The sequence below is a fragment of the Brevundimonas sp. 'scallop' genome (assembly GCF_011045535.1).
Classification (GTDB): domain Bacteria; phylum Pseudomonadota; class Alphaproteobacteria; order Caulobacterales; family Caulobacteraceae; genus Brevundimonas; species Brevundimonas vesicularis.
This window is the reverse complement of record NZ_CP039382.1, coordinates 941,175-958,000: the sequence shown is the minus strand read 5'-3', so window position 1 is coordinate 958,000 and position 16,826 is coordinate 941,175. Positions and strand designations below refer to the sequence as shown.

Annotated in this window: 11 protein-coding genes; 3 read left to right on the top strand and 8 right to left on the bottom strand. The window is 67.2% G+C overall.

The window, feature by feature from the left end; all coding sequences use genetic code 11:
* Positions 1-46: 46 nt before the first annotated feature.
* Positions 47-1,855: a translation elongation factor 4 gene (gene lepA / locus E4341_RS04675; RefSeq protein WP_165115556.1), complete on the bottom strand. Its 1,809-nt coding sequence runs from the start codon at positions 1,853-1,855 to the stop codon at positions 47-49.
* 169 nt (positions 1,856-2,024) lie between these two features.
* Between lepA and E4341_RS04670 the strand changes: the two genes are divergently transcribed.
* Complete coding sequence (locus E4341_RS04670; RefSeq protein ID WP_205751358.1) at positions 2,025-3,158, top strand: efflux RND transporter periplasmic adaptor subunit; 1,134 nt, start codon at positions 2,025-2,027, stop codon at positions 3,156-3,158.
* A gap of 11 nt (positions 3,159-3,169) precedes the next feature.
* Complete coding sequence (locus tag E4341_RS04665) at positions 3,170-6,262, top strand: efflux RND transporter permease subunit (RefSeq protein ID WP_165115552.1); 3,093 nt, start codon at positions 3,170-3,172, stop codon at positions 6,260-6,262.
* Between the two features lie 231 nt (positions 6,263-6,493).
* Here the strand turns inward: E4341_RS04665 and E4341_RS04660 are convergent, their stop codons facing one another.
* The 6 genes from E4341_RS04660 to E4341_RS04635 form a co-directional block, all read right to left on the bottom strand.
* Positions 6,494-7,477, bottom strand: a complete 984-nt coding sequence (locus E4341_RS04660) for a sensor histidine kinase (protein ID WP_165115551.1) — start codon at positions 7,475-7,477, stop codon at positions 6,494-6,496.
* A gap of 227 nt (positions 7,478-7,704) precedes the next feature.
* Positions 7,705-10,344 (bottom strand): TonB-dependent receptor, encoded by a 2,640-nt coding sequence (locus E4341_RS04655; RefSeq protein ID WP_165115549.1) that lies wholly within the window; start codon positions 10,342-10,344, stop codon positions 7,705-7,707.
* A 203-nt stretch (positions 10,345-10,547) separates the two neighbouring features.
* On the bottom strand, positions 10,548-11,792 hold the full coding sequence (gene nhaA / locus E4341_RS04650) for a Na+/H+ antiporter NhaA (RefSeq protein ID WP_165115547.1): 1,245 nt from the start codon (positions 11,790-11,792) through the stop codon (positions 10,548-10,550).
* Between the two features lie 164 nt (positions 11,793-11,956).
* The gene (locus E4341_RS04645; RefSeq protein ID WP_165115545.1) at positions 11,957-12,280 is read right to left on the bottom strand and encodes a YnfA family protein; all 324 of its coding nucleotides are present in this window, start codon (positions 12,278-12,280) and stop codon (positions 11,957-11,959) included.
* Entirely contained in the window at positions 12,277-13,068 is a 792-nt protein-coding gene (locus E4341_RS04640; RefSeq protein WP_165115543.1) for an RNA methyltransferase, read from the bottom strand. Before E4341_RS04640 ends, E4341_RS04645 begins: the two co-directional genes overlap by 4 nt.
* 5 nt (positions 13,069-13,073) lie before the next feature.
* Positions 13,074-14,093 (bottom strand): S1/P1 Nuclease, encoded by a 1,020-nt coding sequence (locus E4341_RS04635; RefSeq protein WP_165115541.1) that lies wholly within the window; start codon positions 14,091-14,093, stop codon positions 13,074-13,076.
* 213 nt (positions 14,094-14,306) lie between these two features.
* On the opposite strand from E4341_RS04635, the gene E4341_RS04630 reads away from it, so the two are divergent.
* A complete protein-coding gene (locus tag E4341_RS04630; RefSeq protein WP_165115539.1) occupies positions 14,307-14,927 on the top strand; it encodes a DUF4168 domain-containing protein in 621 nt (206 codons plus the stop codon).
* 3 nt (positions 14,928-14,930) lie between these two features.
* Here the strand turns inward: E4341_RS04630 and E4341_RS04625 are convergent, their stop codons facing one another.
* On the bottom strand, positions 14,931-16,793 hold the full coding sequence (locus tag E4341_RS04625) for a monovalent cation:proton antiporter-2 (CPA2) family protein (protein ID WP_165115537.1): 1,863 nt from the start codon (positions 16,791-16,793) through the stop codon (positions 14,931-14,933).
* Positions 16,794-16,826: the final 33 nt, after the last annotated feature.

Here is a 16,826-nt window from a genome sequence, read left to right as displayed (position 1 = left end):
AGACCTCTCCCTTCCCCCGGCGGGGACGGAGAGGTCCAGCGCGGGATCAATCCTCGTCCATCTTCAGGGCGGCGATGAAGGCCTCCTGCGGGATTTCGACCTTGCCGAACTGGCGCATGCGCTTCTTGCCGGCCTTCTGCTTTTCCAGCAGCTTCTTCTTGCGGGTGGCGTCGCCGCCGTAGCATTTCGAGGTCACATCCTTGCGCAGGGCGCGGACGGTCTCGCGGGCGATGATCTTGCCGCCGATGGCCGCCTGGATCGGGATCTGGAACAGGTGGGGCGGAATCAGTTCCTTCATCTTCTCGACCATGCCCCGGCCGCGCGTCTCGGCGCGGGCGCGGTGGACCAGCATGGACAGGGCGTCGACCGGCTCGGCGTTGACCAGGATGGACATCTTCACCAGGTCGCCGACCTTGTATTCGGTGATCTCGTAGTCGAACGAGGCGTAACCCTTCGAGATCGACTTCAGCCGGTCGTAGAAGTCGAACACCACCTCGTTCAGCGGCAGCTCATAGACCACCATGGCGCGGTTGCCGACGTAGGACAGTTCGATCTGCTGGCCGCGACGGTCCTGGCACAGCTTGATGACGCCGCCGAGGTATTCGTCCGGCGTCAGGACGGTGGCCTTGATCCAGGGCTCGGCGATGGTCTCGATCTGCATCACGTCGGGCAGGTCGGCCGGGTTGTGCAGATCCATTTCAGACCCGTCGCGCAGGCCGATCTTGTAGACGACGGACGGCGCCGTGGCGATCAGGTCGAGGTTGAACTCGCGGCTCAGGCGCTCCTGGATGATCTCAAGGTGCAGCAAGCCCAGGAAGCCGCAGCGGAAGCCGAAGCCCAGCGCCGCCGAGCTTTCCATCTCATAGGTGAAGGAGGCGTCGTTCAGACGCAGTTTGCCGATCGCGGCGCGCAGGTCCTCGAAGTCGGCGGCGTCCACCGGGAACAGGCCGCAGAAGACGACCGACTGGACTTCCTTGAACCCCTTCAGCGGCTCGGCGGTCGGCTTCTTCTCATCGGTGATGGTGTCGCCGACGGCGGCGTGGGCCACTTCCTTGATCTGGGCGGTGATGAAGCCGACCTCGCCGGGGCCGAGTTGATCGACCGGCGTGTTCTTGGGCAGGAAGACGCCGACCCGGTCGATCAGGTGGGTCGAGCCGTTGCGCATCATCTTGACCCGCATGCCGGTCTTCAGCACGCCGTCGAAGACCCGCACCAGCACGACGACGCCGAGGTATGGGTCGTACCAGGCGTCGACCAGCATGGCCTTCAGCGGCGCGTTCACATCGCCCTTGGGCGCCGGCAGCTTGGTGACGATGGCCTCCAGCACCTCCTCGATGCCGATGCCGGACTTGGCGCTGGCCAGGACCGCTTCGGAGGCGTCGATGCCGATCACGTCCTCGATCTGGGCGCGCACGCGGTCCGGCTCGGCCGCCGGCAGATCGACCTTGTTCAGGACCGGGACGATCTCGTGGTTGTTGTCGATGGCCTGATAGACATTGGCCAGGGTCTGGGCCTCGACCCCTTGCGAGGCGTCCACGACCAGCAGCGAGCCTTCGCAGGCGGCTAGGGACCGGCTGACCTCATAGGCGAAGTCCACGTGGCCCGGCGTGTCCATCAGGTTCAGGATATAGTCCTGCCCGTCCTTGGCCCGATAGGTCAGGCGTACGGTCTGGGCCTTGATGGTGATGCCCCGTTCCTTCTCGATCTCCATATTGTCGAGCACCTGCTCGGACATCTCGCGCGCGGTCAGGCCGCCGGTGTGCTGGATCAGGCGGTCGGACAGGGTCGACTTGCCATGGTCGATGTGCGCGACCACGCTGAAGTTGCGAATGTTCGAGATCGGGGGAGTCGTCATCCGCGCGCCCCTATCACGCGCGGGCGCCGGGGACCAGACGCGGCACGATCCGCAGCCAGCACGACCGCGTATTACAGCTTGGCAATGATGGCGTTTGTCTTTGAGCGCGGCCCTTGGACGCTATAAGGGAAACAGCCATCGCCTGATCGCTCTTCAAGGACGTTTTTCCGTGCTCCAGACGACCCGACCCACACTTCTGGCCGGTGCGGCCATTCTGGCCGTCCTGGTGCTGGCCGGCTGCGGCGGCGGAGACGACAAGAAGGCCGACGGCAAGGAGGCGGCCGGCGCGCGCCAGACCGTGACCGCCGCGACCGTGACCCAGATCAACCTGGCCCGCACCGTCAACGCCTCGGGCTCCGTCTCCGCCTGGGAAGAGGTGCCGGTGGCGGCCGAGACCGGCGGGCTGACCGCCGTCGCCGTCTATGTGGACGAAGGCTCCTACGTGCGTCAGGGCCAGCCGCTGGTGCAGATGAACGACGTCCTGCTGCGCGCCCAGCTGCGCCAGCAGCAGGCCCAGGTGCAGCTGGCCGAGGCCAATGTGGCCCGCGACAACGCCGCGCTCGATCGCGCGCAGCAGCTGAAGGAACGCGGCTTCCTCAGCCAGGCGTCGCTGGACACGGCCCTGGCGAACCAGCGCAGCTCGAACGCCAATCTGGCCGCCGCCCGCGCGGCCCTCAGCCAGACCCAGACCCAGCTGTCGCAGGCGACCATCCGCGCGCCCGTCAGCGGCCTGATCATCAGCCGCAGCGTCACCAAGGGCCAGATCATCGCCGCCGGGACCGAGCTGTTCCGCATGGTGCGCGACGGCCGGCTTGAGCTGGACGCCCAGGTGCCGGAGACCGAACTGTCGCTGGTGCGCGCCGGTCAGTCCGCGATCGTGACCTCCAGCGAGGCCGGTCAGACCACCGGCTCGGTCCGCATCGTCACGCCCGAGGTCGACGCCACCACCCGCCTGGGCCTGGCCCGCATTTCCCTGGCGCCCGGCGCCCAGCTGCGGCCCGGCATGTTCGCCCGCGCCGACATCGCCGTCGGTGATCAGCCGGCGACCACCGTGCCGACCGGGGCGGTCCTGTATCGCGACAACAAGCCCGGCGTCTTCGTAGTCCGCGGCGACAACACCGTCCACTTCCAGCCCGTGAGCATCCTGTCGCGGACCGAGGCCCAGACGGCGGTCAGCGGCGTCGATGTCGGCGTCCGCGTCGCGGTGGACGGCGCGGGCTTCCTGAACGAAGGCGACCGCGTCAACGTGGCCCGAGCGGTCGGCAATGCGCCCGCCCCGGCCGCCCAGCCTGCCTCCAAGTAGGACCGACGACCATGAACCAGATGTCGTCCTGGGCGATCAAGAACCCGATCCCGATCATCCTGCTGTTCCTGCTGCTGACGCTCGGCGGCGTGGTCGGCTTCATGGGGATGCGGATCAATCAGAACCCCGACATCGACTTTCCGCTGGTCGCCGTCACGGCCGCCCGCCCCGGCTCGGCCCCGGCGGAAATGGAGATCCAAGTCACGCGCCTGATCGAGGATTCGCTGGCCGGCCTGTCGGGCGTGCGCCACATCACGTCCAACATCACCGACGGCGTCTCGACCACGACCATCGAGTTCGAGCTGGGCACCGACACCGATCGCGCGACCAACGACGTGCGCAACGCCATGACCGGCCTGCGCGCGTCCTTGCCACAGGACATGCAGGAACCGGCGGTCCAGCGCATCGACATCACCGGCGACGCCTTGATCAACTACGTCGTCCGCTCGCCGACCATGACGCCGGAAGAGATCAGCTGGTTCATCGACAACGAGGTCAGCCGCAGCCTGCTGGCCTTGGGCGGCGTGGGAGAGGTCAACCGCTCGGGCGGGGTGGATCGCGAGATCCGCGTCGAGCTGGATCCGCAACGCCTGGCCGCCTACGGCGTCACCGCCGCCGAGGTCAGCCAGGCGCTGAACAACGTCAACAACAATCTGCCGGGCGGCCGCGTCACCATTGCAGGGTCCGAGAGAGCCGTCCGCACCCTCGGCGCCGCAACCTCGGTGGCGCAACTTCGCGACACCCTGGTCCCCCTGGGCGACGGTAAGACCATCCGCCTCGATAACCTGGGCACGGTCGAGGACAAGTGGAGCGAGCCGCGCCGCCTGGCCCGCTACAACGGTCAGGAAGCCGTCACCTTCAACTTCCTGCGTTCGCGCACCGCCTCCGAGGTCAAGGTCGCCGAACGGGTCCGTGAGGAGGTCAAGAAGCTCGACGACGCCCATCCCGAACTGACGATCCAACAGGTCACCGCCAGCGTCGAACAGATCGAGGAATCCTATCTGGCCTCGCTGGAGGCTTTGCTGCTGGGCGCCGTGCTGGCGGTCATCATCGTCTTCATCTTCCTGCGCGACTGGCGGGCGACCTTCATCGCGGCCATGGCCATGCCGATGTCGCTAATCCCGACCTTCGCCATCCTGGGCCCGCTGGACCAGTCGCTGAACGTGGTGACCCTACTGGCCCTGTCGCTGACGATCGGCATCCTGGTCGACGATGCGATCGTGGAGATCGAGAACATCGTGCGCCACATGCGCGACGGCAAACCGCCCTATAACGCCTCGCTGGAGGCGGCCGACGAGATCGGCCTGGCGGTCGTGGCCACCACTGCCACCATCATCGCCGTCTTCGCGCCCGTTGGTTTCATGCCCGGCATCATCGGGCAGTTCTTCAAGGCCTTTGCGCTGGCCGCGTGCGTCTCCGTCGCCTTCTCGCTGCTGGTGGCGCGCACCCTGACGCCGCTGATGGCGGCTTACATCCTCAAGCACACCAACCATGAGGATCGCGATCCGTTCTGGATGGGCGGCTATCTGAATGCGCTGCGCTGGTCGCTAGGCAACCGGTGGAAGGTGTTGATCCTCGGCGTGCTGTTTCTGTTTGGCTCCATCGCCACAGCCGTCGTCGCCAAGATGTCGTTCGAATTCATGTCGCCCGGTGATACCGCCCGCGCCGCCTTCCAGGTCGAACTGCCGCCTGGCGCGACGCTGGCCCAGACCGACGCCGTGGTTCGGCAGGTCACAAAGCGGCTGGAAGCCCGCCCCGAGGTCATCTCGGTCTATGCCGCCATCGGCGGTCAGGACGTGACCCAGGCTAATGTCTATGCCGACATGGTGCCCAAGGGCGACCGCGACCTAAGCCAGCAGGTCTTCGCCCGCACCATGGTGGACGAGCTGAAACAGATTCCCGGCGCCCGAATCCGCGCGGGCATCGCCCAGCAGGGCGGCGGGCCCGGCGACGGCACCAGCTACACCTTCTCGATCCTGAGCGATAACCCCGACGCCCTGAACGCTGCGGCGAGAAAGGTCGAGGAAGAGATGCGCGGCGTCCCCGGCCTGGCCAACGTCGTCAACTCGGCCGCCATCGCCCGACCCGAAATCCTGGTCACGCCACGTCCCGACGAGGCGGCCCTGGCCGGCGTTTCGGCGGGCGCCATCTCTCAAGCTGTGCGGGTCGCCACCATCGGCGACGTGGATCAGAACCTGCCCAAGTACAATCTCGGCGACCGCCAGATCCCGATCCGCCTGCAACTGACCGCAGATGCGCGTGAGGATCTGACCGTGCTGGAGAACCTGCGCGTGCCGGCGACGGGCGGAACTTCTGTTCCGCTCAGCGCCGTCGCCGATATCCAGTTCGGCGCCGGTCCCGCCACCGTCACCCGCCAGGATCGGTCGCGTATCGCCTCGATCAGCGCAGAGTTGGACGGCATCACCACCGGTGCGGCGGGCGCGGCCGTCAACCGCCTGCCCTCGGTCAAGAACCTGCCCGCCGGCGTGCGTCAGGTGCCGGCCGGCGACGCCGAGTTCATTCAGGAGATGTTGACCGGCTTCGCCATCGCCTTCGCCTCCGGCATCCTGCTGATGTATGCGGTTCTGACGCTGCTGTTCAAAAGCTTCGCCTATCCGATCACCATCATGGCGGCCTTGCCGCTGGCCATCGGCGGCGCCTTCATCGCCTTGGCTATCGGCGGCGCCAACTTCTCCATGTCGGCCCTGATCGGGGTGCTGATGCTGATGGGGATCGCGGCCAAGAACTCCATCCTGCTGGTGGATTATGTCATCATGGCCGAGCGAGAGGGCATGCCGCGCCACGAGGCCATCATGGACGCGGCGCACAAGCGCGCCCGGCCGATTTTGATGACCACATTCGCCATGGGCGCCGGCATGGTGCCCATCGCCCTTGGGGTGGGCGCCGACGTCCAGTTCCGCTCGCCCATGGCCATCGCCGTGCTGGGCGGACTGATCTCATCGACCTTCCTGTCCCTGCTCTACATCCCCGCCATCTTCACCATCGTCGACGACATCGCCGGCTGGGGCCGCCGCATCCTGAGCCGAAAGACGGCCGGGCAGCGGGAGTTGGCGAAACCGAGGGCGGGGACAGTGGTGGAGTAGCGCGCGGCGCTGTTCACACCGCACCTTCGTCACCGTCTCCGTCACCCTCGGCAAAGAACCCGAGGGTGACGGTTCTAAAAAAGGCAGGTTTCCCGCCTCGATCCGGACCGGAACAGACTGAGCGGAACGCGCAGCCGGTCTACCAATTCATGGAAAATGATGGCGCGGAGAGCCTATGCCTTCGCGGCACCTTCCCGACCGAGACCTTTTCGCGTGGCGGTATCTAACGAGTTAGGGCGCGACGGGCGCGCTGGGCCACGACAGGCGGGCGATCGCGCCGGGCGATGAGGGCCGCAGAGACCATTCTCCGCCGAGTTGGCGGGCCAGGGCCGTAATGATCCGCAGACCCAGGCTGGTCGGTTCGGCGCCCGTATCCTCGGCGACGCCCACGCCGTCGTCGGCGATGGTCAGGGTGCGCACCGTGCCGTCGTCGCACAGGTCGATCGTGATCCGTCCGGGCCGGTCAGGGAATCCATGCTCCAAGGCGTTGTTCACGCATTCCAGCATTATCAGCACCACGGGCGTGGCCTCCTCGGCCGACAGAACCACGTCGCCGCTGGAGATGGAGACAATCACGTCGTCACGCGCGGCCGCCGTCAGCGCATCGTCGACGATCGATCGCGCCAAATCCTGAAAAGCGGTGTTCTTCTGGTCTGCGTCGGCCAGACTGCGCTGGATGCGGGCCACCAGACCCGTGCGGGACGAGGCGTCGGCCAAAGCCTTTCTGGCGTCTGGGTCGGCGGCGGCGCGCGCCTCCAGGCTCAACAAGGCGCTGACCACCTGAATATTGTTCGACACCCGGTGCTGCACTTCTCTGAGCAGAATGTCGCGGCTTTCCGCGAGCGCAGCGTTGCGCTCGACTTCGCGCGCCAACTTTCCTGACGCCTTGTCCATGCCGACGATGAAGAAGATGTCGACGGCGACGACGAAGGCATAGAAGCCGATGGCGACGAAGGTCGCGACGCTGAGGTCGAACCCAGCCGGGCCGATCCAGAACCACCAGGCCGACAACCCCGACAGGGTCGCTGTCAGGACCGCCGGGCGCAGGCCCGCATAGAAGGCGACCAGCACGACAGCCGGAAAAAAGGTCAGATAGGGAAAGCCCGGCGGAAACCAGTGCGCCAGGCCGTAGCGAATGGCGAAGGCGACCAGCCAGGCGGCTATGGCGAAGGCATAACCGCGCCAGACGGGCGTTCGAAACTTCTGATGACGCATTCGCTTCCTCAATGGACGCAGTGCGTCGACAAAGCCTTGTATCGGGCAGTGGAACGTCCGCGTCCAGCATGGCTTGACGAGGGAAACCGGTCGATTGGCGAAAAGTCGATAAGGAGAGCCTGCTGTGACAACGCGAGGTCGCACCCGCCCACGGGCTTGATTGCACAGAAAAAGGGCCGGCCGGTCTCCCGGTCGGCCCTTGGTCGGTCAGCCTTGAGGGCTGGCGATCAGTATTTGACCTTCAGCGTCACGCCGTAAGTGCGCGGGGCGCCGAGGTAGGCGTTGTAGGTCGCCGTGTCGGTGGCCTGGTTGTAGAAGGTGCCGTTGGCTTGCGGCGTCGTGGTGTTGGTGAAGGCCGTGCCTTGCAGCGGCGCGGCAAAGCCGACCTGAGTGTATTCTTCTTCCAGCAGGTTCTGGCCCCAGACCTCCAGCGTCCAGCGTTCGTCGGCCGAACCGATCGAGACCCGGCCGTTGACGACGGTGAAGGCGTCCTGGTTCTTGTACGGCAGCAGGTCCGAGCCGGTGTTGTATTCGGTCGAATATTTGGCCGACAGGTTGAAGCCGCCGCGCAGGCCGCCGCCCAGTTCGCGATCGAACGCCAGGGCGCCGGTCAGCGACCATTCCGGAGCGAAGGACGCACGCGCGCCCGGCAGCAGCGACAACTGCGGGAAGCGGCCGGGGCTGGACAGGTCGCCGGCGCCGAACTGGCCGTATTTGGCGTCGGTGTAGGTCACGCCGCCCTGGAAGCTCAGGCCCTCGACCGGGGTGAACCAGACCATGTCGGCGTCGACGCCGCGCGAGGTCAGCTCCGGGATCGATTCCACCACGAAGGCGGTGCCCAGGAAGGTGTTCAGCTGGAAGTTCTCGAACTTCTGATCGAAGTAGGTGACGTTCAGCAGCATGGTGCGGTCGAACAGGGTCGTCTTGACGCCCGCTTCATAGCTGTCAACGGTCTCGGCCTTGAAGAACAGCGAGGCGTCCGGCGTCACGCCCGTCTGCACCCGGTCCATATTGTAGCCCGCGCCCTTGTAGCCGCGCGCATACGAGCCATAGACCATGATCGACGGGTTGAAGCGGTAGGACGCCTTGATCGTGCCCGACAGGTCGGTGTCGCTGAACTTCTCCTGGATCCGACGACCGTCGTACAGCGGGTTGGACCAGGGCAGACACAGCAGACCGAGCGCGGCGGCCGGCGTCGCGACGTTGGCGGTGCCGGGGATCGGCGACACGGTGCGATTGGCCGGGTTCTGATTGGCCAGGGCACCGCCGCAAGCTGCGCCGTTGGTGCCCAGATTGTCCTGAATCCCGAACAGACGCTTGCTGTCGTAGGTGTAGCGCAGACCCAGGTTGATATCGAAGGCCTCGGTCACCCGGTAGGTGTTGTTTGTGAACACGGCGACCGATTCCGACTTTTGGGAATAGTGGTCTTCATAGGCCTTGCCGACACCGAAGGTCGGGGCGGCGGCGCTGGGCGGCACCGCGCCGATCACGCACAGCGGCTGGCCCGCGGCCGCGCCGGCGGTGCCGACCAGGAAGCCGTTCGGATTGGTGAAGCAGCCCAGGCGCGACGGGCTGGGGCCGCCCACGGCCGCCGGTAGCGAGGCCGTCAGCAGCAGGGAGGCGAAGGCGTTGTAGTCCGAGCCATAGACGTAGCTGTCGTCGCGATAGACGCCTTCCTTGGTGGCGAACAGACCGACCAGCCAGTCCAGCTTGTCCGACGTGCCGGCCAGGCGGAACTCTTGCGTCAGGTTGTCGACGCCGTAGCCGTTGGAGCCGTCGTTGGCGCGGTACAGGATGTCGGCGCCGGTGTAGTCCAGGTCCATCCCTTGCTGGAACGACCAGTCGCGCCACGAGGTCTGCGACGTCAGGGTGGCGTTGATGCTGGGGAAGTCGATGGTCGCTTCCGCCGACAGACCCATGTCCTCGATCTCTTGCGGCGTCTCGCGGTTGGAATAGGCCAGACGCGAGAAGGGCACCGTGCCGAAGCCGGCGACCGGCGGACGCTGGCCCGGGCCGTTCGGGGCCGTCAGCGCGGCGATGAAGGCCTGGGTCGGGCCGACGCGCGTCTGCACGGCGACGCAGCAGTATTCCTCGCGCTTGGTGTAGTCGGCGATCAGGCGCACCGAGACGTCGTCGCTGGGCAGGATCAGCAGCTGGCCGCGTGTGGTCCAGTAGTCCTGGGTCTGGTCGTCCTTGCGGGTGTTGGGCCCGTCGCCGTTGTTGACGTCGTAAAAGCCGTCACGCTCGCGGTGCGCGACGAACAGGCGACCGGCCACCTGGTCGGTCAGGCCGCCGGTGACGGAAACCGAACCGCCGATGGCGCCGAAGTTGCCGCCGGTCAGTTCGCCCGAGATCGACGGATCGAACGAGGGGCGCTCAGTGATGATGTTGATGACGCCGGCCGAGGTGTTCTTGCCGAACAGGGTGCCTTGCGGGCCCTTCAGGACCTCGATACGGCTCAGCTCGCCCAGATCGCCGAAGCCGACCGAGTTGCGCGAGCGATAGACGCCGTCGATCACCACGCCGACCGAGCTTTCCAGGCCGGGGTTGTCGCCGACGGTGCCGGCGCCGCGGATGCGCACGGTGGTGGAGGCTTCCGACTGGGTCGAAGTGACGGTCATGCCCGGCGTCAGGATCTGCAGATCCTTGATGTCCTGCACGCCCGCGCCGTCCAGCAGTTCCTGCGACAGGGTCGTGACCACGATCGGCACGTCCTGCAGGCTCTGCTCACGCTTCTGGGCGGTGACGATGATGTCGTCGACGGTCGCCGGGGCTTCCTGCGCGGCGGCGACGCCGGCGAATCCCATGACGGCGGCGCCCATGACGGCGGCGGACACGGTGGTCCTGAGTTGAAGATTGCGGCGCATAGGCGTCCTCCCGGCTGAAGCCGCGACGCCAGTGGCGATCGCAGCGTTTCCTGTTCCCTCGACGTCCCCTACGTGGGGGATCATTCGTTAGGGACAGGCTAAGCGCGGTTCGGGCCGACCGACAAGCGAGCGTTGTTCGCCGCGACGATTTTTCGCCGCGGATTCGCCTTTGTGTGTCAGGGAAGCGACAGAAAACGCTGACGCTAGGTCAGTTTTTGCCCGTCTTTCGGCCCCAGAGGCTCGACCTCAGGATGCAGGGCGGCGGGATCCACCTGGCGGGCCCGACCGGCGAAACCCAGCACCAGGGCCGCCGCGATCGCCGACAGGATCGAGCCGCCGATAACGCCCAGCTTGACCTCGACCTGCTCGGGCGAATCGACCGCGCCGGGGAAGGCCAGGACGCCGATGAACAGGCTCATGGTGAAGCCGACCCCGCATAGCATCGAGACGCCGTAAACCTGCAGCCAGCTGGCGCCCGTCGGCCGCGCGCCGATCCTCAGCGCCGAGGCCAGCCAGGCGGCGCCCAGGACGCCGATTTGTTTGCCGAAGAACAGGCCCAGCGCAATGGCGATGACCAGAGGCGCGAACGCCTGCTCCATCGACAGACCAGCGAAGGACACGCCCGCCTTTGCGAAGGCGAACAGCGGCAGGACCAAAAAGGCGTTCCACGGATGCAGATCGTGCATCGCCTCCTTCAGCGGGCTTTGACCGTCTTCGGCGCGCCCCTTGATCGGCACGATCATGGCGAAGGCCACTGCGGTCAGGGAGGTGCTGAGGCCCGACAGCACGGTCAGATACCAGACCAGGGCGAACCCCAGCACCCAGAAGGGCGCGGGGATGCGGATGCGGTGCGCCGCGACCGCGCCGACAGCCAGAGCGCCCAGCGCCCAGAATAGCGGCGTCCAGTTCGCGCCCTCGCTGAACAGCACAGCGATCAGGGCGATGGCGCCGAGGTCGTCAACGATGGCCAGGGTCAGCAGGAAGACCCGCAGCGACGAGGGCAAGCCCTTGCCGACAAAGCCGAAGATGGCCAGCGCAAAGGCGATGTCGGTCGCCAGCGGAATGGGCCAGCCCGCATGCGGCGCGCCGATGGCGCCGGACAGCAGCAGATAGACCGCCGCCGGCCCCGCCATGCCGCCCAGCGCCGCCAGCACCGGCGTCGCCAGCTTCTTCGGGTCGCTGAGTTCGCCGCGCACGATCTCGTATTTGATCTCCAGCCCCACGACGAGGAAGAAGATCGCCATCAAACCTTCCTTGATCCAGTCGGAGATCGTCTCCTCCAACCGGATCGGGCCGATCTGCAAGACGTGGTCGCTCTTCAGCCAAGCGAAATAATCGGCCGACCAGGGCGAGTTGGCGATCGCCACGGCGGCGATGGCGGCCAGCGCCAGCGCCGAGCCGGATGCGGCCTCGGTCTTGAGGAAATCAAGTGTCAGTTTGCGCGCCACGGCGGCCTCCAAGCGAACGGAAGTTTCGTCGTGACGCCAGGTTATCGACGGGCGTCGGACCGGATTCGCAAACCAAACTCGGCGCGCCGGCCTGGCCGCACGGGGCGACCTGATGGCTGGAGCCAGAATAGAGGATCAGGGCGGCCAAGCCAAGCCGAAGCAGGCTAGCCTCGCGGGCCGAACAGAATGAGCCCGGCGCCGACCAGGCAGACAAGGCCGCCCAGGATGTCCCAGCGATCCGGCGGGGTCTTCTCGACCAGCGCCATCCAGATCAGGGAGGCGCAGATATAGACGCCGCCGTAGGCCGCGAAGGCGCGGCCCGCCGCGTCGCTGGGGACTAGGGTCAGGAGCCAGGCGAAGGCGATCAGGCAGGCGACGCCGGGCGCCAGCCACAGGGGTGAACGATCCAGCTTCAGCCAGGCCCAGAAAGCGAAACAGCCGCCGATCTCCGCCAGGGCCGCCAGCGGATAGATCAGCCAGGCTTTCACTCGGGCATGTCCGTCTTGGCCTTCGCCGCGCGTTCGGCCGCCAGCTTGGCCAGGACCCGGCCGCGGCCGCGCGACAGGGCGTGGATGGCACCGCGCATGGTGGCGACCTCTTGTTCGGAGAAGGCGGCGCGGCCCAGCATGACGCGCAGGTTCTGGCTCATCGAGCGCTTCTTCTCGGGCGGATAGAAGAAGCCGCCGTTTTCCAGCTCTTCCTCCAGATGCTCGTACATGCCGACCAGCAGGTCGTTCGACGCCGGCGGTTCGCTGTCGCGAAAGCGCGGCGGCGGGGCGTCCAGGATCAGGGTGCGCCATTCATAGGCGTTGATCGCCACGGCCTGGGCCAGGTTCAGCGAGTGGTGCTTCGGGTCGATCGGAATGGTGACGATGCCAGCGCACAGGGCGATGTCCGTCGTCTCCAGCCCGGCGCGCTCGCCGCCGAACAAGAGGCCCGTCTTCAGGCCCGAGGCCGTGTCGTCATAGAGGACGCGGCTGGCCTCGCGCGGCGTGCGCACGGGCTGGCGCGTCTCGCGCGGGCGGGCGGTGGTGGCGAAGACGGTGTTCAGGTCGGCGACGGCCTCGGCGACACTGTCGAACACCCGCACGCCGTCCAGCACCCAGTCGGCGCCCGAGGCCGTGGCCCAGGCCCGTTCCTGGGGCCAGCCGTCGCGGGGCGTCACCAAACGCAGGTCCGACAGGCCGAAATTGGCCATCACCCGCGCCACCGCGCCGATGTTCTCGGCCATCTGCGACTTGTCGAGGATGACGGCGGGAGGTGTCAGCTCGGACAACGAAATCAGTCCTCGCCCACCATGGCGATCCAGGGGTCGGCGGTTCCGGCCTCGACCTCGGCGACCTTGACGGCGGGCCAGCCGATGGAGGCGCTGCCGGATGCGGTCCAGGCGGAGACGATGAAGTCGCGCAGTTCGCCCGCGCCCGCCGCCAGACGTTCGTTGACGAAGGCCGCGCCGCGCGGATCGGCGTCGCGGAAACCGCCGGCCTTCTCCAGCCGATAGAAGGGGATCACCGTGCCGAGCGTCGTGGTCAGGTAGGAGACGGTGCGCGCCTTGACGTCGAAACCGTCCAGTTTGGCGGCGGGCATGGCGGCCTCCACAGCATCCAGTCGGGCGACGCGGTTGGTGAACTCGCCCTCGAACACGGCGTGGGTCTGGCGCGAGTTGGTGAAGCCTTCCGGGTTCGGGAAGTCGCCCCAGCCGTTGTAGTGAATGCTGGTGTGATGCGGTTGCGAACCGTCGCCGACGTAGTGGCCCATGACGCCGATGTCGCGCAGGATCAAGGCCTCGCGGCGGATGCGGTCGGCGCGATACCAGGCCTGACGCTCCATATTGGTCTCGCGCTGCTCGGCGGCGTTCAGCACGCGCCAATAGGCGAAGTCGCGGCCCAGCTGCTGCCAGGCGTCCATCATGGCGTAGGGCAGATAGCCGGCGTCGTTGACGTCCAGACCGGCCTTGGTCAGGGCGGCGTCATATTCGGACTTCAGGCGCGGCAGATCGTTGAGGCTCATGCCGCGCTGGTCGTAGACGCGCCCCTGATCGTCCAGGTCGACGAAGTGGGCGGTGTCGCGCTCGCGATCGTGCGGCTGGCCGGCGCCCTTCCAGCGGTCGGGCTCGCGCGCCAGTTCCCCCACATCGGCGATGGCGGCCGGGGTGCGCAGGAAGGCCGGCAGTTCGTCCGGCAGGGCCCGCATCGCCGCCACGCCGATCAGGCGGTGGCCGGTGTTGCCCCAGGCGGTGACGGTGACAGCCGGCGCGGCGACCGCGACGAGGGCCAGGGCGGCGATGGCGAGACGTTTCATGGACAAACCTCAACAAGGATCACGCCCGTCTAACGCATCCTTGATCGCGCCTCCAGCGTCCAAGGGGTGGTGTGAGGCGCATCGGCGCCTAGGTTATGAAGGCTCCCCCTTCGTCTGTTTCAGGCTCCACGCTCTGGGGAGCGATGATGTGATTGCGTCGTCGCCGTCGTCGGACGGCCCTTCCAGTGGACGCCAGACCGAAAGGACATTCCCATGCGCACGCCCCGCATCGCCCTTCTTGCTTCCGTCGCCCTTCTTGCGACCGCCGCGACCGCTCACGCCCAAAACGCATCAACGGCGGCGCAGACGCCGACGGCCGCGCCGATGGCCGGCTCGACCACATTCACCGATGACGAGCTGAAGAAGTTCGACGACGCCATGGCCAAGGTGAGAGCCGTCAGCGACACGCTGAACGGCGCCCAGCCGACGCCGGAACAGCAGGCGCAGATGGCCGCCGCAGTGCAGGATTCGGGGCTGGAGGTGACGCGCTTCAACACCCTGTCCAACGCCGTCGCCGCCGATCCGGCCCTGGCGGCGCGCATCCGGGTGGTGAACGCCACGCCGCCGGCGCCCGGCACCCCGGCCGCCGCCGTGACCGATGACGAACTGAACCGCTTCGTCACCGCCATGACTCAGATCCGCGCCGTCACAGCCGAGGTGCAGAACAACCAGGCGACGCCCGAGCAGAGCGCCAAATTGACGGCGGCGGTCGAGGCGTCCGGCCTGACGACCGAGCGCTTCAACGCCATCTCGCAACTGGTGTCCGCGACGCCCTACCTTCAGGCCAAGGCGCAACTGGCCGGCGCGCGTCTGGAGAAGGGCGTGAGCCAGTAGCGATCAGGTGTCTGCGGGCTCGCGCCGGGTGTCCGGCGCGGCCGGACCCGCCTCGTCCTCGTTCAGCAGACGGCCTTCGCGACGGGGCTTGATGTAGGGTGCGGGCTGGGGCGTCGGCATATTGCCGCGCATCAGCTGACGGCCGGCCTTGAGCCCGCCGGTCAGCTGCAGGTCAAGGCGGGCCTCGTCGCGACGGCGCACGTCGCCGATGGTCTCGGCCGCCTCATGCTCGTCCAGCCCCAGTTCAACCAGGGCGCGCTCGCCGAACTTGAGCGCCGACTCGAAGGTCTCGCGGATCTGGTAGTCCACCCCGGCCTGGATCAGGCGCATCGAATGCCCTCGGTCGAAGGCGCGGGCCATGATCCGGGTGGTCGGGAACTCCGACTTGACCAGTTCGACGATGCGGTCGGCGGCCTCGGGCTTGTCGACGCAGACCAGGACCATCTCGGCCTCCTCCGCGCCCGAAGCGCGCAGGGTGTGCAGCTGGGTGCCGTCGCCGTAGTAGACCTTGAACCCGAACTGGGAGGCGGCTTGGATCATCTCCACGTCGTTCTCGATGATCGACACGTCGACGTCGCGGGCCAGCAGGGGTTGGGACACGACCTGGGCGAAACGGCCGAAGCCGATGATCAGCACCTGGCCGCGCAGGTCCTTGGCGAAGTCCACGGCCTCGGCGCTTTCGGCGTCCTGGACCGGCTTGGGCGACAGACGCGCGATCAGCAGCGAGGTCAGGGGCGTCAGGGCCATCGACAAGATGACCACCGCCGACATCATCGCGCCGATGCGGGCGTCGAACAGGCCGGCGGCGACGGCGGCGCCGTACAGGACGAAGGCGAACTCGCCGCCTTGCGCGAACAGGCCCGCGCGCTCGACCGCCTCATGGTGCGAGGCCTTGAACAGGCGCGCGACGGCATAGATGCCCACGCCCTTGACCAGCATGAAGGCCACGACCCCGCCCAGCACCAGACGCCAGTCGGCGACGACCACCGACACGTCCAGCGACATGCCGACGCTGAGGAAGAACAGGCCCAGCAAGATGGCGCGAAACGGCTCGACGTCGGCCTCCAGCTGGTGACGGAAGGTGGATTCCGACAGCAGGACCCCGGCCAGGAAGGCGCCCATGGCCATGGACAGGCCGCCCAGCGACATGGCCCAGGCGGCGCCGACCACGACCAGCAGGGCCGCCGCCGTCATCACCTCGCGTCCGCCGTACTGGGCCAGGAGACGGAAGACCGGATTGACCAGATATTTGCCGGCCAGCAGCACACCGCCGACCGCCGCGACCGCGAAGCCGACGGTCTGCCACAGGGGCGGCGCCTGTTCGTTCGCCACGCCCAGCACCGAGGCCAGGACGGCGACGATGGCCAGGAGCGGCACGATGGCCAGGTCTTCGAGCAGCAGAATGGAGACCGCGCGCTGGCCCGGCCCGCCCGCGATTTCGCCGCGCTCTTCCAGCATCTGCATGATGACGGCGGTGGACGACAGGACGAAGCCCATGGCGCCGACGAAGGCGACGGGCGCGGAGAAGCCGGCCAGCATGGCGGTCAGGGTCAGGATCAGCCCGCAGAACAGCACCTGGGCCGCGCCGAGGCCGAAGATTTCCTTGCGCAGTCCCCAAAGCCGTTTGGGCCGCATCTCCAGCCCGATGATGAACAGGAAGATGACCACGCCGAACTCGGCGACGTGCAGGATGGTCTCGGGCTCGCGGAACAGCTTTAGGCCGAAGGGACCGATGGCGAGGCCCGCCGCCAGATAGCCCAACACCGATCCCAGGCCGATGCGCTTGAACACCGGCACGGCGAGCACGCCTGCGGCCAGCAGAGCGGCGGCCGCGCCCAGATCCAGTCCCGTCGTCGCCTCAGCCATCGCATCCCCCAAGCTTGGCCTCTATTGTGGAGG